This is a genomic window from Nostoc sp., from assembly GCF_036917535.1.
In the GTDB taxonomy this organism is placed as follows: Bacteria; Cyanobacteriota; Cyanobacteriia; order Cyanobacteriales; family Nostocaceae; genus Nostoc.
Genome location: NZ_JBALDA010000067.1, coordinates 54,416 through 78,044, shown reverse-complemented (window position 1 = coordinate 78,044; position 23,629 = coordinate 54,416). Strand labels below are relative to the sequence as shown.

Here is a 23,629-nt window from a genome sequence, read left to right as displayed (position 1 = left end):
GATACTTCAAAAGTTTTTTGGGTTAAAGCTGTTTTATTGAGGTTGGCGTTTGAGCTAATTGAAGTTGTTCTGTTTGGAGTTGCTCAACTAGCCACTCAATTTCTGATTTGATCACTTCAACTGCTCGCTTTTGCACTTTCGCTTGATAGAAATCATCAGTAACTTCAAGTGCTTTTTTCTCCGCAAGGCGTAACTGACATAACATCAATCGATGTTCGATTAACTGAATTCGTTCTTGGGGTAATAAATGACTAAAGAAAAAAAATTTGATAAAGAATCGCGATCGCGCATTAACCCAGCTTTCATGAGGATATGCCAGCATCTCTTGATACCAAATGGTTTTGCCAAGGGGTGTAATCTCATATACCTTTCCACACTGCCCACTTTCTTCTCCTTGTTCTGCACATAGGATCGCTTCACCTTGTTCTTCCATGCGCTTGAGAAGAGGATAAATCGCGCCATAGTTGACACAAATACTGCAACTCATAAACATCTCTAGTTGCTGTTTAAGCCGATAACCATTTAATGGCTCTCGTTGTAATAGACCTAATACTGCTAGCTTCAGCATTTTGATATATCAATTTGATATGTCGATCAACAATATCAAATTGAGCCTTTTTAGCCAAGTACCCAAAGTTCAATTGTCAGAATTCTCTGTGATGTCGTAAAGGCGAAGCTGTATAAATTACCTGTGGCTAGTTAGGGATAAGTGAGGCATCCACCTCACAATAAGTAGTTGAGTATTTTTCTATTTGAAAGTCCCTTAGTACCAAAAGTGAGGATTCATTTGAAGACTTCAGCTAGATTTGTAGCAATACAGTTTAGTTAAGCCTAAATAATTATACTAACGTAGGTTGGGTAGCCACTGCGTTACGGTGAGGGAGTCGCAGTTTTGGCGGTTCCCGTCGTTAGTGCAAAGCGGTAGCGACGCAGGAGCGTCACTCCCGAACCCAAAGGGGAGTTCCCCGTTGTTTGCGTAGCGTCTCCCCTTAGGAGAAGCAAGTGGCGTTTGAGGAATGTAGCTTGCTTCTCGGAGGGTAACCCAACATTATTGAGATGTTGGGTAACGCTTACGCTCAACCAAGCGTATTGAGATTTGTAGTATCTTATCCTGTTTAAATAATTTTCTCTACAGTTTACCTTGACCTCAGTAACCAAGTTACTTTATAGTGAGTTTAACAGCAGAAACCACGGTGACTTAGTAAGGTTACGGGTGAATTAAAAAAAACTTAATGAGCAAAAAATAAAAGCAAAGGCTGGAACTGCAAATTCTGAAAAAGGCAATTTATATACAAATTACCTGTAGGAATTTCAAGGGTTCAATGTGCGTAGTATGCCTTCTATGCGATTACGCGCATTGAGCGCCTAATTTTTGATATCCAGATTGCTCTGGGAATTCATCAAAGAGCTTAATTTTTCATAATCTGCAAATATCAAGACCAGCTTTTTTGGTATTCCTACTCCTGAATGGAGTGGAACTGTTGTGTACCTTGCCTTGGTGGGAGCAAAGCTGTGGAAATTCACTGTTTCTTTATTGTGGTCGGGGAAGTGCAAACTGCTACCTAGATTCAACTTTCAAAACAGGAAAAAAACTATGAAACCCAGTCTAAAAGATAACGATAATCTGTTGTTCAGGTGGTTTTTTATAGGACTCAAATATTTTCTGCTGGCACTGCTGGGGCTGGGAATAGCCTTTGTTGTGTTTCACACTTTTGGGGCAAATGCGATAGTTGGGATGCTTTTATCTGCAAACCTATGGTTATGGGTTGCGAGGATAGCAATTTTCCTAATTTGTCTATTTGCGATCGCCATGATCTATGAGTCTTGGGGTTAAGACTAAGACTCATACTGACCATAAATAGCCTTTAGCTGAGTGAAGGTCAGCTGAAAGCTTCGTAACGAGCAAGATCGAGACAAGTTGAAATAGCAGACGTAAGAACTATCTGTGAAGGCAATAAAAAATAACTGTTTTTACAGATAGTCTACCAAAGGGGAGTTGCAGATTCTAATTTACTTCTAAAATAAAAGAATGCTGTCAACTTCCACTCAACTACTGCGACTGTCTCAAGGACAACTTAACTTACTAGAAGCTTGTCCGCGTAAATTTCAACATACTTACCTCGAAAAACTCAATTCCCCCTCAAATCCAGAACAAGAAGAACGGCTAACTTTGGGTAGTCGTTTTCACTTGCTAATGCAGCAGCGAGAAATGGGTTTGCCAATTGATAGTTTCCTGGAAGCAGATGCTCAACTGCAAAGCTGGATGTTGGGTTTTGCCGATGCAGCCCCAGAAATTTTAACTACTGCATCTGATAATCAAACTTTCCGTGAAAGCGAACACTACCGAACTCTGCAAGTTCAGGACTATTTGCTGACGGTTGTCTATGATTTATTGATTGCAGATAACCAACAAGCACAAATTCTCGACTGGAAAACTTATCCTAAACCACCCAATAAACGCAAGTTAGAATCTAACTGGCAAACACGGCTTTATCTGTATGTATTGGCAGAAACTAGCGACTATTTGCCAGAAAAGATTTCCATGACTTATTGGTTTGTCCAATCTGAAGGCAAACCGCAAAATATTAAATTTAATTACAATACTGCTCAACACACACAAATAGGAAAAAAACTTAATCAACTATTAAGTCAGTTAACTATTTGGCTGGAAAATTACCAGAATAATCAGCAGTTTCCTCAAGTGGTGGAGGGTAGTAAAAACTGTGATTATTGTCAGTTTGCCAAACGTTGCGATCGCACACAAGCAACTGAAGAAGCAGTAAAAGACTCATTGCCAAATTTTGACAGCATTCAAGAAGTCTCACTTTGATTTTATTGCCAGAATTTTGCTGCTAAAACAGATTTCTTATATCTGTAGAGTCTTGTGGAAAATAAAAAAGTAATGTAGGACCCTTTTTTAACTCTAAAGCATTTGAAAGCATATTGATTAAAAGAGCTAGATTTAGTAAATGCTCTTTTTTTTCATTCAACAACATACTTATGTAAATAAATCACAATTTCTAAATTTATGTCAACTTTTGATGAAACTGAAGCAATTTATGTACGCGAATTAGGAATTGATGACATTGCTCCCGTTTACCACTTGGGAGAAGGGTTATTTACTAGCGATTTATATCCTTATTTATACCGCACCTGGGACGAATGGGAAGTAATTGGACTTTACAATACCGATCCAGAATACTGTCTTGTGGCTGAAACAGATGGGGAATTAGCAGGATTCATTTTGGGAACCATCATCACCAAAGCATCCTGGACTTATGGATATATTTTATGGCTGGGAGTTAGCCCAAAGTATCAGCGTCGGGGAGTTGCAGACAAGTTGGTTGATAAAGTCGTCGCCCGGATGATTGAAGATGGGGCGCGGTTTATGCTGGTAGATACTGACCCCACCAATACTTCAGCATTGAAGTTTTTTAACCGCAAAGGTTTTGGTAATATCCGCCAGCATATTTTCTTGTCGATGAATTTAAGCAAGCATGAATATTATGGCAGATTAATTGATTACGAACATCAAAAAGCAGAAAGAGCAGGTTATAGGCGATCGCGTCCGGCAATTCGTGCCCGTAAGCCTGATAGTGTTGCTAATGAAGTCGTCCTTAATCCTCTAGTAAGTGAATCTCAAATAACTGAGGAGCAATCTCCAATCTAACAAAAGTTAGGAGTAATCCTTTCAAAGTGGGTAAAATTTTTGGATGATAATTCCGCTTTTCTCCGTGTTCTCTGCGACTCTGTGGTTCCAACAAATTACTTTTGAACCGCAGAGGCACAGAGAACGCAGAGAGAAAAGCATGATGGCGATTGTTGATTTTGAATTTAGAGCAAAGCGATGTAACTTATGTCTATAGAATTTGGGCGGGAAATTTGTGGCAATCTTGACATTGGAGAATTGCGGGAGTGGTTAGTTACTAACGGTATTGGTGGTTATGCCTCTGGGACTGTGGCTGGTTTATTGACTCGCCGCTATCACGGACTATTGGTAGCAGCATTGAAACCACCTCTCGGTCGTACTTTAATGCTGGCAAAACTAGATGAAACTGTATTGTATGATACCCGCTCTTTTTTTCTAAACACTAATCGTTGGGCAGATGGTATTGTCAGTCCGCACGGTTATCAACATATTGAACGTTTTTTTCTGGAAGGTACAATTCCTGTATGGCGTTTTGCTGTTGCCGATGCCTTATTAGAAAAACGGGTGTGGATGCAGCAAGGCCAGAACACAACTTATGTCCAATATACTTTGCGTCGTGCCACCCAACCACTAAAGTTGACGCTCAAAGCAATAGTCAACTACCGCGATTATCACAGCGACACTCAAAGCAATGGTTGGCAGATGTCTGTTGAGCCGATGGAACAGGGAATTTGTATAACTGCTTATCCGGGTGCTGTACCACTATATCTGTTGAGCGATGCCTACGGCGGTAAACTACGCGCTACTGCATCTATTGTTCACAATTGGTATTATGGCTTTGAATTGGCAGTTGAACGCTATCGAGGATTGAGAGATAAAGAAGACCACCTCCACGCCGCCACCTTTGAAGTTACACTTAATCCTGGGGAAGCGATCGCGTTTGTAGCCAGCACGGAAAAACAAGCAAATCTCAATGGTGAAGCCACACTTAAGTTACGTCGCGCTCATGAGCAAAAGTTAACAGGATTTTGGAAAAATAATCAACCCCTCAACACTAAAGAATCACCTAGTTGGATCAACCATCTAGTACTAGCTGCTGACCAGTTTATTGTTGATCGCTCATTGCCAGAAGACCCCAACGGTAAAACCATCATCGCTGGTTATCACTGGTTTAGCGACTGGGGACGCGACACCATGATTAGTCTACCTGGCTTGACAATTTCCACTGGTCGTCCAGAGGTAGCTCGCTCAATTCTTCGCACCTTTGCCAGATATGTAGACCAGGGAATGTTGCCTAATCGCTTTCCCGATGCGGGTGAGCAACCAGAGTATAATACAGTCGATGCCACACTTTGGTACTTTGAAGCAGTCCGCGCTTACTACAGCGCTACAGACGATGATACTTTGCTTGGTGAACTCTTTCCCATACTTGCAGACATTATTAATTGGCACTGTCGCGGTACACGCTACAACATCCACCTCGATGCTGCCGATGGCTTACTTTATGCAGGCGTTGCTGGTGTACAACTGACCTGGATGGATGCTAAAGTTGACGATTGGGTAGTTACGCCCCGAATTGGCAAACCGATTGAAGTTAATGCTCTCTGGTATAATGCTTTACGGACAATGGCAAAGTTTGCCCGTCAGCTTGGTAAACCACACCAAGAGTATGAAGCAATGGCAGACCGGGCTAAGTATAGATTTTCTCGCTTCTGGAATGAAGAGACAGGTTATTGCTATGACGTTTTAGATAGTCTTGATGGTGATGATTCGTCGTTACGTCCTAACCAAATATTCGCTGTGTCATTACCAGAAAGTCCGCTCACACCTTCTCAGCAAAAGGGTGTAATGGAAGCTTGTGGGCGAACGCTGCTGACTTCTCATGGGTTGCGATCGCTAGCCCCCGATCATCCTCAGTATCAGGGTAAATACGGTGGTAATCAGTACCAACGTGATGGAGCTTACCACCAGGGGACGGTTTGGGGTTGGTTATTGGGGCCGTTTGTCTTAGCACATCTGCGCGTCTACAAAAATCCTGAGCAGGCTCGGCAATTTTTGGAACCAATGGCTAATCACCTCAACGCGCACGGTGTTGGTAATCTTAGCGAAATTTTTGATGCTGATGCCCCGATGACTCCACGGGGATGCATTGCCCAAGCGTGGACAGTGGCAGAGGTTTTGCGTGCTTGGTTGGCGACAGCTAGTTGATATGGAGAATTTCTTGTTTATCCGAACCCTGGTTTGTCTGCAAAGTCGATTTTGTCAAGAATTTTTAAGAAATTAACATTTTTCAGAAAAGGAAAGACGTAATGCTGAAGTAATCCTCAAAAGTTTATAGACACGCGCTAGTACCGCTGCGCGGAAGTCAAAAGTCAAAAGTATTGTATTTTGCGCTTTCGCGTCATTTTGAGTGGTGTGTTTATTTACGCCGTGTTGTACTAGTGTTAGGAGGAAATTATGCCGTCAGGAATGATGATCGAAGGCAAATGGACAACCGATGAGAATAAATCAGATCCCAATGGTAAGTTCAATGAAACGCCAACAACGTTTCGCGATCGCATAACCGCCAATGGTTCTAGTGGGTTTAAGGCAGAAGCAGGACGCTATCACCTCTATGTTTCCTTGGCGTGTCCGTGGGCGCATCGCACTTTAATTATGCGAGAAATCAAAGGTTTGAATGATGCCATTTCAGTCTCTATCGTCGATCCGATTCTGAGCGATAAGGGATGGATGTTTACTGAAGCACCGGGAGCTATTCCTGACTGGGTGAATCACACTCAATATTTGCAAGAGATTTATCTGAAAGCCGATCCCAAATACACAGGACGAGTCACTGTTCCGGTATTGTGGGATAAGCAAACTTTAACAATCATCAATAACGAATCTCGCGAAATCATGCGGATGTTTGATGTAGAGTTTGGGGAATTGGCAACACAAAAAATAGACTTATACCCAAGCAACCTACAGCATAAGATTGATGAAACGATCGATGCAATCTATCTGCCAATCAATGCTGGTGTATATCGCGCTGGTTTTGCGACTTCGCAAGCAGCTTACGAAGATGCGGTAACAGAACTCTTCGAGAGTTTAGATCGATGGGAAACTATTCTGAACGAGCAGCGGTATTTATGTGGCAATCAACTCACCGAAGCCGATATTTGTATGTTTACAACTCTGTATCGCTTCGACTCAGTGTATTACGGTCACTTTAAGTGCAATTTGCGGCGAATTATCGACTATCCAAATCTCTGGAATTATCTACTAGACCTATATCAGCGTCCTGAGTTCAAAGCGACTTGCAATCTAGACTATACTAAGCGCGGCTATTACATGAGTATGACTGATATTAATCCAAATCGAATTGTGCCGAAGGGGCCGATTATTGATTTTGACCAACGGCACGATCGCCAGCGTTTCACTAAGGTGTAATTAGCTTAATGTACTTATCCTTAATCTCAAGCGCTTCCTCGCCAATTCTCCTAAGTTTTATATCAAATATTATGCTCAATTTGCTCTATAAGAGCAAAGCTTAGACAACTAAGCATTCTCTTAAATATCATACACAGCAATCCGCATTCCTCAAATGCAAGGTTTACTACTTTTTTTACCCGCTTCAATTGCAAGAATGTTATGGTATAGTTTTTAGTTATCACTTTTACTCCAAACTCAACGCGAAATTAAATTAAGTTTGGTTGTTAATAAAAATTAAAATTATCTTTTACTAAGTCTCCTATAAATTTTATAATACCAATTTTACTATCAATTATTAATTATAACTTCAGGCTATCTTAAGTAGAAATGGGATACTTTAGATAGCAAATTAACTGAACTAAAATACAAATATGCACAGGGTGATATCATGACAAATTTAACTCAAGAAGAAATCAGATTAGCAGAAGCTTTGAGTCACAAAGCTCATTGGCGCAGATGGGGGCCATATTTGAGCGATCGCCAATGGGGAACAGTACGCGAAGACTATAGCCCTAATGGTACAGCCTGGGACTATTTCACCCACGATCAAGCTCGTTCTCGCGCCTACCGTTGGGGTGAAGATGGTATTGCTGGCATTTCTGATAATCATCAACGACTTTGTTTTGCGATCGCACTTTGGAATGGTGAAGATTCTATTCTCAAAGAAAGAATTTTTGGTCTAACTGGTAGCGAAGGAAATCATGGAGAAGATGTTAAAGAATATTACTTTTATCTAGACAATACTCCTACCCATTCTTACATGAAAGCGCTTTACAAATATCCCCATAAAGCCTTTCCTTACTCCCAATTAGTTGCAGAAAATCAACGCAGAAATCGCCACGAGCCAGAATTTGAATTAATAGATATAGGTATATTTGATGAAAATCGTTACTTTGATGTCTTTATCGAATATGCCAAAAATTCTGCTGAAGATATTCTCATCCAAATTAAAGTAATCAACCGAGGGTCAGAAGCAAAGACACTACACCTATTACCCACTCTCTGGTTTCGTAATACTTGGTCTTGGAATGGGGATACCAGCAAACCGACTTTAAAAGAGGTCGAATCTGGTAATGGCTTTCATCTAGTTGAGGCGTTTCATCCAACCTTAGCTAAAAGATGGTTGTATTGTCAGGAAGCAAACGAAATTCTCTTTACAGAAAACGAAACAAATTATCAGCGATTGTTTGGCTATTCTAATTCATCTGCCTATGTAAAAGATGGTATTAATGACTATATCATTCAGGGTAAAAAAGAGGCAGTAAATCCAAATCAAGTTGGCACCAAGGCATCTGCTGATTATTTTTTAACAATCGGTGCTGGTGAAACTAAAATCGTTAAATTGCGATTAAGTGATGTACCTCATTTAGTTGAGCCATTTGGGAAAGAATTCGATAGAGTATTTTGGGAACGACAACAGGAAGCAGATAATTTTTATCAGCGCGTTACACCATTTCCACTCAGTGAAGATATGCGAAATGTGCAACGACAAGCATTTGCTGGAATGCTCTGGAGTAAACAATATTATCACTATGTTATAGAAGATTGGTTGAAAGGCGATCGCAATACACCAGCGCCACCTCCAGAACGCCAACAAGGCAGAAATCGGGAATGGTTTCATCTCTACAATAAAGATATTCTTTCTATGCCCGATAAGTGGGAATATCCTTGGTTTGCGGCTTGGGATTTGGCATTTCATACCATTCCTTTGGCAATGATTGATCCCGATTTTGCTAAGTATCAGTTGGATGTTTTAACACGGGAATGGTATATGCATCCTAACGGGCAAATTCCTGCATACGAATGGGCCTTTGGTGATGTTAATCCACCTGTTCATGCTTGGGCAACTTGGCGAATTTATAAGATTGAGCAAAAGATTTATGGACGAGCAGATAGACAGTTTTTAGAACGGGTATTTCAAAAGCTGATGCTCAATTTTACCTGGTGGGTAAATCGCAAAGATACTGAGGGTAACAACGTCTTTCAAGGGGGATTTCTTGGTTTAGATAATATTGGTGTATTTGACCGCAGTGCGGCTTTACCTACAGGTGGACGTATTGACCAATCTGATGGTACGAGTTGGATGGGAATGTATTGTTTGAATATGTTAGCGATCGCTCTAGAATTAGCAAAGACTAATCCTGTTTACGAAGACATTGCTAGCAAGTTCTTTGAGCATTTCCTTTACATTGCAGATGCTATGAATAAAATGGGTGAAATGGAGGCTAGTTTGTGGCATGATTCCGATGGATTTTACTACGATGTGCTACATTTATCAGAACGACAAATTACTTTAAAAGTCAGGTCAATAGTAGGATTAATTCCTCTATTTGCTATTGAAACTATTGAACCAGAAACTTTACAAATGCTTCCCGGTTTTAAAAAGCGATTAGAATGGTTCATCCAAAACCGTCCTGACTTGCGGCAAAATGTCGCTTGTATGGAAACAAAAGGAGTAGGTGCGAGGAGATTACTAGCGATCGTTTCCAGAGATAAACTCAGAAGTATTCTCCAAAAAATGCTGGATGAAAGTGAGTTTTTTGGCCCTTATGGCATTCGGGCACTTTCTCGATTTCATGCTGAAAATCCTTATATTTTTGATGTCAATGGTTCGCAATTTCGAGTCGATTATGAACCGGCTGAATCTAGTAGTGGTTTATTTGGTGGTAATTCTAACTGGCGCGGCCCCGTTTGGTTTCCGGTGAATTTCATCCTAATTGAATCTCTACAAAAGTTTCATTATTATTTAGGAGACGATTTCAAAGTGGAATCTCCGACAGATTCTGGTCAAATGATGACACTTTGGGAAGTTGCATCAGAGTTATCTCAAAGGTTAACCAGAATTTTCTTGCAAAATGCCTCTGGTAAACGTCCTGTTTATGGTGGAATGCAAAAGTTTCAAAACGATCCACACTGGCAAAATCTGATTTTGTTTTATGAGTATTTTCATGGTGATAATGGAGCCGGAATTGGCGCTAGTCATCAAACTGGCTGGACAGGTTTAGTTGCGAAATTAATCCAGCAATTTGGTGAATATGAAGCACATGAAGCACAGGATCGAGAACCAAAAATAGAGAAGGATCAAAATGCGATCGCTTTAACATAACAACATCCAAATCCGATTCTCTCTCGCCTTCATGGGTGATTCTAATATTATTGAGGTTTATATTTGTTATTTGCGACTCAAGTTAGAAGAAAAAAATGAAAAACGTTTGATTCATACAGTCCATGGTGTAGGCTATGCACTACGGGAGTAATCGTAATGACTTGGTGGGTGATTTCAATAAAAAGCAATATATTGAAGATAAAAGAAAATTATGAAGAAAAAATGGGCTGTTAAACGACTGACAGTAAATCTCACAACCGAGGAAATGAAGAAACTTGAACAATACTGTACTCTCACAGGAAGACCAGCAACAGATGTAATTCGAGAATTGCTCCGAAGTCTTGAGTTTGACAATGCTGAAAACTCTGGGATGGTAACAGCAAACTCAACAATCACTGTTGGTAGTTGCTCAAAATCACAGTAACCATCTACTCGAATATAGCGTTTCCTAATCAAAATGAGGTACAACTTAACCTCACCCCCAATCCCTTTTTTTTCAAGGGGTTGGGGTGAGATTTTAATATGTACTTCATGCACTTGGTAACTTTTATATCCCGCCAAATTAACGTCTTTACATTTTTTGCCTTTTTTATGTTTTAACAAGTATCGATTATGGGCATCATAATCCCAATCCGAATACATCAGCTAGCAGCCAAAAAACTATTTGGCAGCAAGTTTTTCATTTACAAATATAGTATCAACCGATGGTATATAGTTTTAGACCTTATCTTTTTGTTTCTCGATATAGTTTGTACACTGTATTTCTTTTGGGATGCCTACAGATTCAATCGGCAGTAATCTGTAGCTTAGGTATTTGGATATTATCAGAAGCTAAATTACAAGCAGCCCAAGCACATCAGACCTGGAAATCATCTTTAGGATTGACTGAGCAAATCACCACAGTAAATCCTGAGTCAGCAGAGCAATACTCAAAACCACTCCCCTATCGATTAAAACCAATACCTATTTTGCTGGCGGCACCCGAAAACTTCAATCCTGATTTGCGATTACCACCATCGCTACCCGAACCACCACCGCAGAATTCTAGTCCACCAACAACTTCCACCAAACCAAAAACGCCTGATGCAGTTTTGGAAAGTATTTATACAGACTATCACTATGAGACAGACAACTTTGGGCAAACTAATTTTTTCCTCGAACCAACAGTTCAGTTTCGATTGAGAAATGGCAATAAAATATTTTTCAAGACAGGTTTTAACTTATTTGAGCAACGCGGTGTTGAATCAGTAACCAATTTTCCCTTGCAAGTTGGATGGCAAGGAAAAATTGGACAAGTGACTTTACAAACAGCAGCCGGAGTCGATGTATTCAATCGTTTACCCACAGCTATCAATCTCAATGCTAAGGTGGAGGCTTCCATTTCGCCGCCGCGAGTTTCGTCATCAGGTCGATTGCTATCGGTAGTAGTACTATCAGGTAATCTAGAACAAGGGCTTTATAAATCAAATGCTCGAACTTTAGACAATCAAATTACTGCTTGGCGATTTGGGCCTGATTTATACTGGCAGATTGACCGTGATACCAGCTTGTTTTCATCATTGCGTTTGGGTAGTTACAACGATGGTAATTCCGAGGTGCAGTCTTTTAGTAGGTTAGAGCGCAAGTTCGGACAATTTTCTTTGGTAGCTAACTTATTCACTTGGAGTTACGATCGCGATTTAGAACGCACAAGTGGTTATTTTTCTCCACCAGATTTCCTAGTTTACAACGGTGAGGTAGCTTGGGAGGGAGATATTACTAATTTCTTACGCTGTCGCCTCGCTGCCAACTTAGGACGGCAGCGACTTAAAGGAGAATTTGACAACGCCAATACCTATCAAACACGCTGTACGGTAAAACTTTCGCCCAGTATAGAAGCAGACTTGGGCTATAGCTTTAGTAATGTCCGCAATCAAGAAACCGGGGGAAGTGCCTACAGTAGTAATTCTTTGACAGGACAGTTGCGGATAAGGTTTTAGCAGGCAGGAGGCAGAAAGTAAACCCTATAAATAATCTCAAATCCAAAATGGTATAAGGCTGAAGAATGAAAGCACCATTACCTGATAACGAAACACAGCGAATCGAATCTCTTTTGGAGTATAAGATTCTCGATACTCCTTCGGAAACTGCCTTTGACGACCTTACCCGTTTAGCCTCATATATTTGTGGAACTCCCATTGGCTTAATTAGCTTAATTGATACTAATCGCCAATGGTTCAAATCAAAAGTTGGTTTGGATGCCCTAGAAACACCCCGCGATTTGGCATTTTGCGCCCATGCCATTATGCAACCTGAAGTTTTTCTTGTGCCTGATGCTACACAAGATGAAAGGTTTGCGACAAACCCGTTTGTCACCTCTGACCCGAATGTTCGGTTTTATGCTGGTGTGCCACTGACTAACGCTGAAGGATATGCGTTAGGAACACTTTGTGTAGTTGACTATGTACCAAGAAACCTCTCCCCAGAACAATTGGAAGCATTACGAATTCTCGGTCGCCAGGTAATAAAACAACTAGAAATGCGGCGCACTTTAGCAAGTTTAGTATTAGCAAGTGATACACGCAAACAGACGCAGAAGCGACGTAAACAATTTTTTCAAAAAGTAGCTGGAGGGTTTGGGTTAGCATCGGGAATTTTAGTTTTAATTGGCGTGATTTCTTATCAGAACACACGCATATTGATCGATAATAATAATCAAGTACAAAAAACTCAAGAGAAAATCAATAAACTAGAAGAATTACTGTCCGAGATGAAGGATGCTGAGACTGGACAACGCGGTTATATCCTCACTGGACAAAAAAGTTATCTAGAACCTTATCAAGCAGTAGTTGGAAACATCGATCAAAAAATTGTCGAACTGAGGGATTTAATCACAGATCAATCTAACCAACAAAAGCAGTTCGCAACCCTTGAACCTCTGATAGCTGCAAAACTTGACATACTTAAGCGGACTATAGACCTGCGTCAAAATCAGGGATTCGACGCAGCGTTGCAGTTAATCCAGACAAATCAAGGAAAACATCTCATGGATGATATCCGCAAGGTCATACATGAGATAGAGAATCAGGATAAAAGGTTGCTCCAACAGCAGTCACAAGCTGCAAAAGCCAGTGCTAACAACACGCTTTTGACACTGGCGAGCGCTATTTTTCTAAGTTTTCTGATTCTGGCTATAGTCTACTACTTAATTTCTCGTGAGGTAAAAGAGCGTAAATTAACAGAGGAAACACTGAACCAAGAACGCAACTTTATCTCAGCAGTTCTTGATACAGCCAGCGCTTTGGTAATAGTTATTGACACACAAGGACAAATCGTTCGCTTCAATCAAGCTTGTGAACAAATAACTGGTTACTCATTTGATGAGGTGAAAGGAAGGTATTTCTGGAACCTGTTTTTACTTCCTGAACAGGTAGAGCAAGTTAAAGCAGTTTTTGAGCAGTTGCGAATTGGTGAAGGGCCCAAGGAGTACGAAAACTATTGGGTAGCTAAGGATGGCACTCGGCGGCTGATTGCCTGGACTAACACTACCTTGCAAGACTATAAGGGCTACGTTGAATACATTGTTGCCACAGGTATCGACATCACCGATGTCTTTGAGGAGCTGCGCTTACGCAAACGAGTTGAACAACATTTGAAAGCTGAGTATGTTACAACCCGCGTTTTGGCAGAGTCAACCACAATCAACGAAGCCATGCCCCAAATCCTGCAAGGAATCTGCGAAAGTTTGGGATGGGATTTAAGTGAATTTTGGATGCTAGATCGGCAAGCAAATCTACTGTCTTTGCTAAATTCATGGTATAAAATATCTTTCGAGATGCAAGAATTTGACATCCTCAGTCGGCAGACCACATTTGCACCAGGAATTGGGCTGCCTGGTCGTGTTTGGGCTAGTCTTGAACCTGTTTGGATCGCTGATGTCCTTAAAGATCCGAGTTTCATCCGCTCTCAAATGGCTGCCGAAGCAAAACTGCACGGAGCTTTCGGTTTTCCGATCCGTAGTGGTAAAAAAATCATCGGTGTCATTACCTGTTTTAGCCATGAGATCCAGCAAGCTGACCCAGATTTGGCAAAAGTCATGAATTCGATTGGCGAGCAAGTAGGGCAGTTTATTGAGCGCAAGCAGGCAGAAGAACAACTTCAACGCCAAAACTTGCGATCGCAACTATTTACTGAAATCACCCTCAAAATTCGTCAGTCTTTGCAAATCAAAGAAATTTTCCAAATCACTGTCAGCGAAGTTCAAAAAATTCTCCATAGCGATCGAGTTTTGATTTATCAGCCTTTGGCAAATGGATCTGGAGCCACCGTGGTTGAAGCAGTAATTTCTGGCTGGCTGGCAATTAAAGATAAAAAGCTTACTGATGCTTACTTTCAAGCCGAATACATCCAGCAGTACTATCTACAGCAGTACCGTCAAAAACCGAATCTGGGGCTTGTTGACTTAGATATAGCTGAAGTCCAAAAAAACCATCTGGAATTACTGCAACAATTTGGAGTCCAGTGTAATTTAGTCATACCCATTCTTGTCAAAGAAGAACTTTGCGGTTTACTGATTGTCCATCAGTGCGGCAGTTCTCGCCAATGGTCTAGCTTTGAAACTCATCTTTTACGGCAAATAGCTGACCAAGTAGGTATTGCCTTAGCCCAAGCCCAAATGTTAGATGCAGAAACTCAACAGCGACGAGAACTCGAAATTGCCCGTCACCAAGCTGAATTAGCTTCTCAAACCAAAAGTGCCTTTTTGGCCAACATGAGCCATGAAATTCGGACTCCCATGAATGCTGTGTTGGGGATGACAAGCTTAATGTTAGAAACTCCCCTAAACTCCGAGCAGCGGGATTTTATGGAAACAATACGCATTAGTGGCGATGCTCTGTTAAGCCTGATCAACGAAATTTTGGATCTGTCCAAACTAGAGGCTGGGGAAATGGCACTAGAAACTCTAGATTTTGACTTATCTACCTGTGTAGAAGAGGTATTGGAATTATTGGCTCCCTCAGCCCATCATAAGGGATTAGAAATTGCAGGATTAATTTATAGCAACGTCCCCACCCGCCTCCAAGGCGATGCTGGCCGCCTCAGGCAAATTCTCATGAACCTGATTAGCAATGCGATCAAGTTCACCAGCAAGGGAGAGGTAGTATTACGAGCAGAATTGCGTTCGCTTTCCTTGACTACAGCCACTATCTATTTTGCCATTACAGATACCGGTCTTGGCATTACCCCAGAAGATCAATCCAAACTCTTTAAGCCATTTACCCAAGTAGATGCTTCCACCACCCGTAAATATGGCGGCACAGGTTTGGGATTAGCCATCTGCAAGCAACTGGTAAGCTTGATGGGAGGAGAAATGGGCGTAGAAAGTCGCTTGGGGAAAGGATCTAAGTTTTGGTTTGAAGTAACTCTCGCCAAGCAACTTGAGCCTATTTCCTTAGAAGGCGAAGGCGAACTTTTGGTGAATCGGCGCTTGTTAGTAGTGGATGATAATGCTACTAATCGCAAAATCATCCACCATCAAGCTACCCGTTGGGGGATGCTAGTGGATCAGGCTGCTTCGGCTACTACTGCCCTCAAAGCTATTCAGGAGGCTGCCAAGCAAAAAAATTTCTATGACGTTGCTGTGATTGATATGCAGATGCCAGAAATAGATGGCATGACTTTAGGAGAACAAATTAAAGCAAATTCAGCGATCGCTGGGCTACCTTTGATTATGCTTACTTCTACTAATCAACGCGATGAAATTCAGCGATCGCTAAAAATAGGATTTGCAGCTTATTTAGTCAAACCTGTTAAGCCGTCCCGACTCCTCGATACCATCATGACTATTTTAGGAACGCAGCTAGAAGAAGAGACAGAAGTCAGAATTCAGGAGTTAGAAGTCAAAAGTCAGAATTTAAAACAGAAAAATTCTGAAAACAACCGCAACTATTATTCTCCTAACTTCCCCAAACTTAGAATTCTCTTAGCTGAAGATAATTTGGTGAATCAAAAAGTTGCTTTGAAGCAACTCCAAAGCCTGGGTTATAGTGCTGATGTCGCTGGTAATGGGAAAGAAGTTTTGCAGCTATTAGAAAAAATTCCCTACGATTTAATTCTGATGGATTGCCAAATGCCAGTTCTCGACGGTTTAGAAACCACAAAAGAAATTCATCGTTGGCAAGAAAGCTACTTTGCCAGTGGTTATCGTCCTGTGGTAATTGCAATGACAGCTAATGCCATGAAAGAAGACCAACAAATGTGTCTAGATGCCGGAATGGATGACTATTTGAGTAAGCCAGTAATCAAAGAAAAATTGACGGAAGCACTAGAGCGTTGGGGAAATGCAATATTTGAGGCTAAAAAAACAGCTGCCACAGAGCAAACAGTTTCTACAACAGATATAGGTGCAGTTAACCTCCCAATTGATTGGGAACGCTTGCACCAACTCTCGGAAAATAACCCAGAATTTGAATTGGAACTACTGCAAATATTTGTTGAAGATATTCAACCTCGTCTAGAGTTAATTAAAATAGCGATCGCAGTTCATGACTTTGAGCAAATAGTGCTCCAAGGGCATCAAATTAAAGGTGCTAGTGCCAATATGGGAGTTACAATTATGCATCTGGCAGCAGAAAAACTAGAACAACTAGCGATAAACCAAGAGCGTCGAGGTTCTAATAACTTAATCGTAGAGTTAGAAGACTTTACTAAACGCATCCAAGATTTTTTGAACTGTAAAGATAGTAATGCTACAACCGAAAATAATAATATTTGTTAATAAATTAACTGAGGTATTTTTTCTGATTAAGTTATGAAAAACACTTATTTTCCATTTGTTGCTACTCATTTTCTATTTTACAGATATAAATTCTAACCGATTGGGAATAATAACAAAGTATATTCGGTTAGTTAGCTGCATCATAAGCTAAGAATTTTTAGCCTAAATGTCAGTTAAATGCATCACTTCTTATTCCCAATTGATTCCTGAAAAGCGAGGTTTTCCTAATGAGTCAGATGAGTAGAGACGATGTACGAGAAAGACTTGGCAATATTGACCAGATCCGCGATATTATTCTTGGAACACAGCTAAGAGAGTACGAAAATCGATTTAGCAAGCTGGAGTCAGATATATCTCTCTTGCAACAACAGACGCGATTGCATGTCGAACAACTCAAGTCCAACTTTTCTGCTGAACTAAAAGCAGGGTTTGAGTCCCTGGATAAAAAGCTGAAGTCATTGAGTCTCGCAACTCAAGAAGAAACTCTTGACTTACGGCAACAGGTTGATAGACTTAATAAAAAGTTCTCTAGCAGCGTTCAGGCGCTTGATGAAACCTTAGATAGCCAAACTACCTCGATTCGAGATGAAATCTTTCAAACTAAAGTTCAATTACAAGATGATGTCACGGCATTACGCGATCTGATTTTAGAAGAAATAGAGCGACGCTTTTCGCAGTTGACAGACACTAAAGTTTCTAAAGACGATATGGCTGAAACTTTGTTTGCCTTAGGAATGCGTCTGAAAGAAACTGAATTTATTCCTAAATTGCGAGAAGCAGTTAATGACCGCAGCGACGAATATACTGCTGTACCGCTTCTAGAAACTACAAAGTTGTCAAAAGTAGTTAACTCATTTTAATCGTACGGCAGAATTGCATTTGTAATTAAGTCATAAGGCAAGAATAACTCCTACTCAGCACGGGCTAAACGCCCCGCTACCGCTAACAGCACTTTAAAAAGGATGACTCAGGTGGAAAATTCGATTTATCAATCTGTTGAGCTAAAACCAGAAATAGCTGTACAGCTTGACAATTTACTAGATTTGCTAATCGAACTCGAAATTATCGAATCCCCTGAGCAGTCTTTTCCTTTATTACCATTAGAAACTGATGATAAAAATGAGGATATTCCAGAAGAAATTGAATTATTGCAACTTCCTCCAGTGACATTAGAAGTATGTGAAGCTTATTTAGAGTCAAATTTTAATTTGACTCAAGATATATTTAATTACTCACAAACTACTCAAGAAGAATTAGAGGAATCTATTGAAATAGTTACAGAATTTGAAGAAAAATTAGACAACTCAGAGGATGCATTGCAAAAATTACGGGAAATATTAGTAGGATATGAACTATCAGAAATAAATAATATTACAGCTAAACTCGAACAAAAATTAACAAAAATAGAGCATCAAATTTACGACCCGAAAGAGCTAATAAATCTACTACTGCCGTGGATTTCTGAGCTTTTAAAGCTGAAGATTACAGAGTCGAGAGAGGAAATTGTCCAGATAATTGCTCCTATTATCGATGAGACTATCCGCAGTCGCATTGAACAAGATAAAATTAGCATGAGTGAGGCGATCGCACCTGTAGTTCCTCTAGCTATTTCCCAACAGATTATTATAGCTCCAGAAGAAGTTTCAGATGCGATCGCTCCGGCAATGGGACGAGCTATAAAAAAGCAAATTGAAATTGAGCAGAATATTGTGGTGGATGCACTCTACCCAGTTATTGGTAGTACCATAGCCAAATATATGGCAGAGACAATCCGTGCCATTAACCGACAAGTTGAAGAAACCCTCAGCGTTGAAGGTATTAAACGTAAAATTCGTGCCAAGCTACAGGGAGTTTCAGAAGCAGAATTAATTCTTAAAGAAGCTCTACCATTTACAATTCAAGCTATTTTCTTGATTCATAAAGCATCTGGTTTAGTTATCTCAGATATTCAGCATTCTGATGTAGAGCAGCTAGAAGCTGAAATGGTAGCAGGAATGCTGACAGCAATTCGCAGCTTTGCCAATGATTGCATCAATCAATCTGGAAGCATAACAGAATTAGATGCAATTGAATACGGGACATCCAAAATAATTTTAGAAGTTGCAGGATACTGTTATTTAGCGATTGTTGTGCAAGGCGAACCAAGCAAAAACTTTATTTGGAAAATGCGGCAAGTATTTAGCAAAATTATTAAAAAGTATGGCGATTTAATTGAAAAGTTTGACGGCAATGCAGATTTAATTCCTCTTGAAGTTAATACACTTTTAGAAGAACTTAAACATACAGATATTCAGGAGAAAAAGAAAACAAAAATCTCACCACTCCAGATATTAGTATTAACAGTTATCAGTACCATTATAATTCCTTGGGGTATTTGGCAATACCGTAGTGGAGTTATACATTCCATCGAAAATCAAACTTTGTTGGCTCTAACTTCTGTTCCAGAACTAGCCGTATATCGGCTCACTGTAAAAGTAGAACACAACAAATTAAAATTAACAGGACGATTACCTAATCAACTTTTTCGCCAGAAAGCCGAGCAAACTGTCAAAATCACCTTTCCTAATTGGTTGATTGACAATCAAATTTTATTAGTAGAAGTACCAGCAGACCCCGTATTAGCTGCTGCTGAAGTCAAACGAGTCACAGCAGTTTTAAATCAGACTGACGATATAGCAATTTCTGCTCAATACATTGCTGGTAAAGTAGCTGTTGAAGGAACTGTCAACCGAATTACAGATGCTCAGATTATTGCTAATGCATTTGAACAAATTCCCGGTGTAAAATCTGTGTCTAGCGCTGTGCGAGTAGAACCCCCACAGATTGAAGTTCGATTTTACTTTCAAAACAACTCAGCAACTTTAACAAAAGCAGATTTAATATACAAGATTCAACAGATTAAGTTTTTTCTTAATCAGCATCCAAATAAGCATTTAAAAATCATTGGTTATAGTAATCGTAATAGCGAGAACAAATCTCAAAAATTGGCACTGGCGCGAGCAAAGGCTGTACAACAAGCACTGATTAAATTAGGCATAGAGCCATCTCGCCTACAGGTCATTGAGAGAACAAATTTACCACCAGGAATTGATCAGACTCAACCCTTGTGGTTGAGCCGCTGTGTTGCTCTAGAACCGATAAACAAGCAATTTTAAGTTTATAGTAGCGATGATTCGGATAAAACATTCTCTATTTTTCTTCAACTATGTCTACAATATCTAAAAAAATATGCTTATTTGGTGATTTTGGTGTTGGTAAAACTAGTTTGATTCGCCAATTTGTAGAGTCTCAGTTTAGTGATGAATATCTTTCAACTGTAGGAGTAAAAATCTCTCGTAAATTGGTTAGTATTTCTGAAGTAAATCTACTTAATGAACAAAAATTACAATTGATAATTTGGGATATTGAAGGCAGTAATAAGTTTAAAGCAGTTGCTAACAATTATTTTCAAGGTTCTAAAGGTGCTGTGATAGTTGGTGATGTGACACAAGCAGAAACACTCAATCATATCCAGGAGCATATTCAAACTTTTTTAGCTGTTAATCCTAACAGTTATATTGTTGTTGCACTGAATAAATCAGATATGATTGCAGCCGAATATTTAGAAAAAATTCGTCAGATGTATCAATTTACCAATCAAGTTAATATATTAGATACTTATGTAACTTCAGCTAAAACTGGCAATAATGTTGATAAAATATTTCAAGCTTTAGCCACTCGTTTAGTTTAATTAATATGAATTTATTTTTGACAAATTTATTATCTGTATGTGGTATTGAATATTTGATAATTGATGAAAACTTCAAGATTATAGAGATGTCTTTAGGATTAAATAATTTTACCGATATTCTTAATGAAGCAAAGCTTGGTCATGATGTTCGGATTGTGTTTCCAGAATTAGAGGGACTGGAAGATATCTTTGATGCAATTCTACAGGGAGAACAAGATAATTTTGAATTAAAAGGAGTTATGCGATCGCCAGATACTGCTTCTCCTTTATATATTGATATTCGGATTATTAACAATATCCAAGAAGACCATTCTAGCAATCAACTAACTATCGTTGTAGAAGATGCTACAGAACGGATGGTACTTGAGCAATCTTTATTTCAAGGTGCAAATGAAGCAAATCTTTTGTTACGTAACTTAAAAGCTTCTAAACAATATATTGACCAAATTGTGACATCAATGGCAGACGCGTTGTTAGTAACAACGCTATCAGGTGAGATAAAAAAAGTAAATTATGCTGCACAAATTTTATTACAATATAATGAATTAGAACTAATCGGTCAACCTATTACTAAATTTATTAAAGAAGTTAACAAATATCCACTGATTATTGGTGATATTGAAAATATTGGTAGATTCCACGATCAAGAAAAAAATCCTTTAATAAAAGAAGTAGAAACCGTTTGTTATCCCAAAAGTGGTAAAACAATTCCCGTAGCTTTTTCATCCTCAATAGTGAAAACCGAAATTGAACATTTTCAAGGTTATGTTTACATTTTGCGAGACATGACTGAACGAAAGCAGGCAGAACTTGCTAAACAAGAATTCTTGGCGATGATTAGCCATGAAGTTCGGACTCCGATCGCATCGGTAATTGGTATGGCCAATTTGTTGCAATATACTGAATTGACTGCTGAACAGCAAGACTTTGTTGAAACCATCTATACCAGTGGAACTTCTTTACTAAAAATTATTAATGATTTCCTTGACTTCTCTAAAATACAATCTGGCAACTTAGAACTCGAAGCTGAACCTTTTGTTTTGCGAAATTGTATTCATGAGGCTCTTTATATGCTTGCGCCTACAGCTAGAGAAAAAGGTTTAAAACTCACATTTTTTAATACTCCTGAACTTCCTACTACGATTCTGGGGGATATTACCCGACTGCGCCAAGTCTTAATTAATTTACTCTGTAATGCGATTAAATTTACCGAAACTGGAACCATAGAAATTTCAGTCATAACCCGCAAGAATAGCGATATTAATCATTCTTTTGCTGCCAATACTGAAGAAATTCAGTTTAGTGTTAAAGATACAGGCATTGGAATTCCACGCGATCGCCTTGAACGTTTATTTAAAGCCTTCAGTCAGGTTGACTCCTCCATTACTCGACAATATGGCGGTACTGGCTTAGGTCTTGCTATCTGCAAGCAACTGTGTGAGTTAATGGGTGGTAAAATTTGGGTTGAAAGTGAGCTTAATGCAGGTAGCACGTTTTACTTTACGATTACCGCTTCTGTTATTCCAGAAGAGTCAGCAGCCAGTGTGGTCTTCTCCCAACAGGAGATACAAAAAGCGATCAAGTCTCCGCAAGTGGAGCAACTGGTGTTCAAGAGTCAGGAGATATTCAGCGTCTCTGCATCTTCTTCCCCGTTTCCTGACTTACATAAATTAAGAATTCTTTTAACTGAAGATAATCTAGTGAATCAGAAAATAGCCTTGAAACAACTTAAAAACCTGGGCTACAGTGCTGATATCGCTAATAATGGCAAAGAAGCATTGCAGCTATTAGAAAAAATTCCCTATGATTTGATTCTAATGGATTGCCAAATGCCAGTTCTTGATGGTTTGGAAACCACAAAACAAATTCATCGTTGCCAAGAAAGCAGCTTTGCTAGTGGTCGTCGTCCCGTGGTAATTGCGATGACAGCGAATGCGATGAAACAAGACAAACAAATGTGTTTAGATGCCGGAATGGACGACTATTTGAGCAAACCGGTGATGAAAGAAAATTTGGCCGCGACGCTAGAGTATTGGGGAAATGTGATATTGAGAGCAAAAGAAACAGCTGCCACAGAGCAGAAAGTTTCTCCAACAGATATAGATTCGGTTGACCTCCCAATTGATTGGGAACACTTGCATCAACTTTCAGAAAATAACCCAGAATTTGAATTGGAACTATTGCAAATATTTGTTGAGGATATTCAACCTCGCTTAGAGTTAATTAAATTAGCGATCGCAACTCATAACTTTGAGCAAATAGCACTCCAAGTCCATCAAATTAAAGGTGCTAGTGCCAATATGGGAGTTACAACCATGCATCTAGCAGCAGAAAAACTAGAACAACTAGCGATAAACCAAGAGCGTCGAGGTACTACTAACTTAATCGTAGAGTTAGAAGACTTTGTTAAACGCATCCAAGAGTTTTTAATCAGTAGTAAGTAGTCAGTGTCTTCCCGCTCCAGTTATAAATCTTTTTTGTAATATTTACTAATAAATAAACAGTAACGATTATCTTCTGTCAGATGATAACTCAATTTGTCAGCAATAGTAGACATGATTTTTAAACCCCGCCCGCGCTCTTGATCGTTATCCTCAAATTCAGATGTTTGGCGCAATTGCTCTTCTAAGTCAAAGGCTTCACCTTGAGACCAGATGCGAATTTCTATATATTCATCTAACCGCACAGCTTCCATCTCAATCGGAGTTTCAATAGGTAAATGTTTGTGTGCATGTTCAACAATATTAGTAAAGCCTTCCATCATTAGCGTTTGACATTGCCACCAAATTTGTTTATTGGAAATAGGTGGTTGATTCATCTGCTCGAACCAAGACAAAACTTGAGGTGAAGCAGTCAGGTCTGTGTTGACTTTGAGATAAATTTTATGATTCACTTCTTAACTAAGAAAATATTTTG

Annotated in this window: 15 protein-coding genes and 3 pseudogenes; 15 read left to right on the top strand and 3 right to left on the bottom strand. The window is 39.6% G+C overall.

All coding sequences use genetic code 11. From position 1 onward, the window contains the following. Nucleotides 1-22: 22 nt before the first annotated feature. Nucleotides 23-568 (bottom strand): PadR family transcriptional regulator, encoded by a 546-nt coding sequence (locus V7K56_RS22115; protein WP_334913611.1) that lies wholly within the window; start codon nt 566-568, stop codon nt 23-25. Nucleotides 569-870: 302 nt separating this feature from the next. Further along, entirely contained in the window at nt 871-1,080 is a 210-nt protein-coding gene (locus tag V7K56_RS22110; protein ID WP_334913609.1) for a hypothetical protein, read from the bottom strand. A gap of 514 nt (nt 1,081-1,594) precedes the next feature. Here V7K56_RS22110 and V7K56_RS22105 point away from each other — a divergent pair. From V7K56_RS22105 to V7K56_RS37195, 15 genes and pseudogenes are all read left to right on the top strand, one after another. After that, on the top strand, nt 1,595-1,834 hold the full coding sequence (locus tag V7K56_RS22105) for a hypothetical protein (protein ID WP_334913607.1): 240 nt from the start codon (nt 1,595-1,597) through the stop codon (nt 1,832-1,834). Nucleotides 1,835-2,029: 195 nt separating this feature from the next. After that, the gene (locus V7K56_RS22100; RefSeq protein WP_334913605.1) at nt 2,030-2,830 is read left to right on the top strand and encodes a PD-(D/E)XK nuclease family protein; all 801 of its coding nucleotides are present in this window, start codon (nt 2,030-2,032) and stop codon (nt 2,828-2,830) included. 198 nt (nt 2,831-3,028) lie between these two features. Then, nucleotides 3,029-3,670: a GNAT family N-acetyltransferase gene (locus V7K56_RS22095; RefSeq protein ID WP_322729914.1), complete on the top strand. Its 642-nt coding sequence runs from the start codon at nt 3,029-3,031 to the stop codon at nt 3,668-3,670. A 186-nt stretch (nt 3,671-3,856) separates the two neighbouring features. After that, nucleotides 3,857-5,857, top strand: coding sequence for an amylo-alpha-1,6-glucosidase (locus V7K56_RS22090; protein WP_334913601.1), 2,001 nt, complete (start codon nt 3,857-3,859; stop codon nt 5,855-5,857). A 249-nt stretch (nt 5,858-6,106) separates the two neighbouring features. Continuing rightward, complete coding sequence (locus V7K56_RS22085) at nt 6,107-7,078, top strand: glutathione S-transferase family protein (RefSeq protein ID WP_334913599.1); 972 nt, start codon at nt 6,107-6,109, stop codon at nt 7,076-7,078. A gap of 430 nt (nt 7,079-7,508) precedes the next feature. Continuing rightward, a complete protein-coding gene (locus tag V7K56_RS22080; protein WP_334913597.1) occupies nt 7,509-10,226 on the top strand; it encodes an MGH1-like glycoside hydrolase domain-containing protein in 2,718 nt (905 codons plus the stop codon). A 28-nt stretch (nt 10,227-10,254) separates the two neighbouring features. Further along, nucleotides 10,255-10,377: pseudogene (locus V7K56_RS22075) on the top strand (winged helix-turn-helix domain-containing protein); the annotation flags it as partial. Between the two features lie 60 nt (nt 10,378-10,437). Then, nucleotides 10,438-10,650 (top strand): CopG family transcriptional regulator, encoded by a 213-nt coding sequence (locus V7K56_RS22070; RefSeq protein WP_334913595.1) that lies wholly within the window; start codon nt 10,438-10,440, stop codon nt 10,648-10,650. Between the two features lie 325 nt (nt 10,651-10,975). Next, complete coding sequence (locus V7K56_RS22065) at nt 10,976-12,205, top strand: hypothetical protein (RefSeq protein ID WP_334913593.1); 1,230 nt, start codon at nt 10,976-10,978, stop codon at nt 12,203-12,205. Between the two features lie 65 nt (nt 12,206-12,270). Next, a complete protein-coding gene (locus V7K56_RS22060) occupies nt 12,271-16,983 on the top strand; it encodes a response regulator (RefSeq protein ID WP_334913591.1) in 4,713 nt (1,570 codons plus the stop codon). A 236-nt stretch (nt 16,984-17,219) separates the two neighbouring features. Next, nucleotides 17,220-17,843: a hypothetical protein gene (locus V7K56_RS22055; RefSeq protein ID WP_334913589.1), complete on the top strand. Its 624-nt coding sequence runs from the start codon at nt 17,220-17,222 to the stop codon at nt 17,841-17,843. A gap of 102 nt (nt 17,844-17,945) precedes the next feature. Continuing rightward, nucleotides 17,946-20,138: an OmpA family protein gene (locus V7K56_RS22050; protein ID WP_334913587.1), complete on the top strand. Its 2,193-nt coding sequence runs from the start codon at nt 17,946-17,948 to the stop codon at nt 20,136-20,138. Nucleotides 20,139-20,188: 50 nt separating this feature from the next. Further along, on the top strand, nt 20,189-20,713 hold the full coding sequence (locus tag V7K56_RS22045; protein ID WP_334913585.1) for a Rab family GTPase: 525 nt from the start codon (nt 20,189-20,191) through the stop codon (nt 20,711-20,713). A 5-nt stretch (nt 20,714-20,718) separates the two neighbouring features. Further along, nucleotides 20,719-21,663: pseudogene (locus V7K56_RS37200) on the top strand (PAS domain-containing protein); the annotation flags it as partial. Between the two features lie 243 nt (nt 21,664-21,906). Next, a pseudogene (locus tag V7K56_RS37195) lies at nt 21,907-23,157 on the top strand (ATP-binding protein); the annotation flags it as partial. Between the two features lie 20 nt (nt 23,158-23,177). On the opposite strand, the gene V7K56_RS22035 reads toward V7K56_RS37195, so the two are convergent. After that, the gene (locus V7K56_RS22035; protein WP_334913581.1) at nt 23,178-23,606 is read right to left on the bottom strand and encodes an ATP-binding protein; all 429 of its coding nucleotides are present in this window, start codon (nt 23,604-23,606) and stop codon (nt 23,178-23,180) included. Nucleotides 23,607-23,629: the final 23 nt, after the last annotated feature.

Coding starts and splice junctions, on each gene's coding strand:
- V7K56_RS22115 (WP_334913611.1), bottom strand. CDS start 568: ATGCTGAAGCTAGCAGTATTAGGTCTATTACAACGAGAGCCATTAAAT.
- V7K56_RS22105 (WP_334913607.1), top strand. CDS start 1,595: ATGAAACCCAGTCTAAAAGATAACGATAATCTGTTGTTCAGGTGGTTT.
- V7K56_RS22100 (WP_334913605.1), top strand. CDS start 2,030: ATGCTGTCAACTTCCACTCAACTACTGCGACTGTCTCAAGGACAACTT.
- V7K56_RS22095 (WP_322729914.1), top strand. CDS start 3,029: ATGTCAACTTTTGATGAAACTGAAGCAATTTATGTACGCGAATTAGGA.
- V7K56_RS22090 (WP_334913601.1), top strand. CDS start 3,857: ATGTCTATAGAATTTGGGCGGGAAATTTGTGGCAATCTTGACATTGGA.
- V7K56_RS22085 (WP_334913599.1), top strand. CDS start 6,107: ATGCCGTCAGGAATGATGATCGAAGGCAAATGGACAACCGATGAGAAT.
- V7K56_RS22080 (WP_334913597.1), top strand. CDS start 7,509: ATGACAAATTTAACTCAAGAAGAAATCAGATTAGCAGAAGCTTTGAGT.
- V7K56_RS22070 (WP_334913595.1), top strand. CDS start 10,438: ATGAAGAAAAAATGGGCTGTTAAACGACTGACAGTAAATCTCACAACC.
- V7K56_RS22060 (WP_334913591.1), top strand. CDS start 12,271: ATGAAAGCACCATTACCTGATAACGAAACACAGCGAATCGAATCTCTT.
- V7K56_RS22055 (WP_334913589.1), top strand. CDS start 17,220: ATGAGTAGAGACGATGTACGAGAAAGACTTGGCAATATTGACCAGATC.
- V7K56_RS22050 (WP_334913587.1), top strand. CDS start 17,946: ATGACTCAGGTGGAAAATTCGATTTATCAATCTGTTGAGCTAAAACCA.
- V7K56_RS22045 (WP_334913585.1), top strand. CDS start 20,189: ATGTCTACAATATCTAAAAAAATATGCTTATTTGGTGATTTTGGTGTT.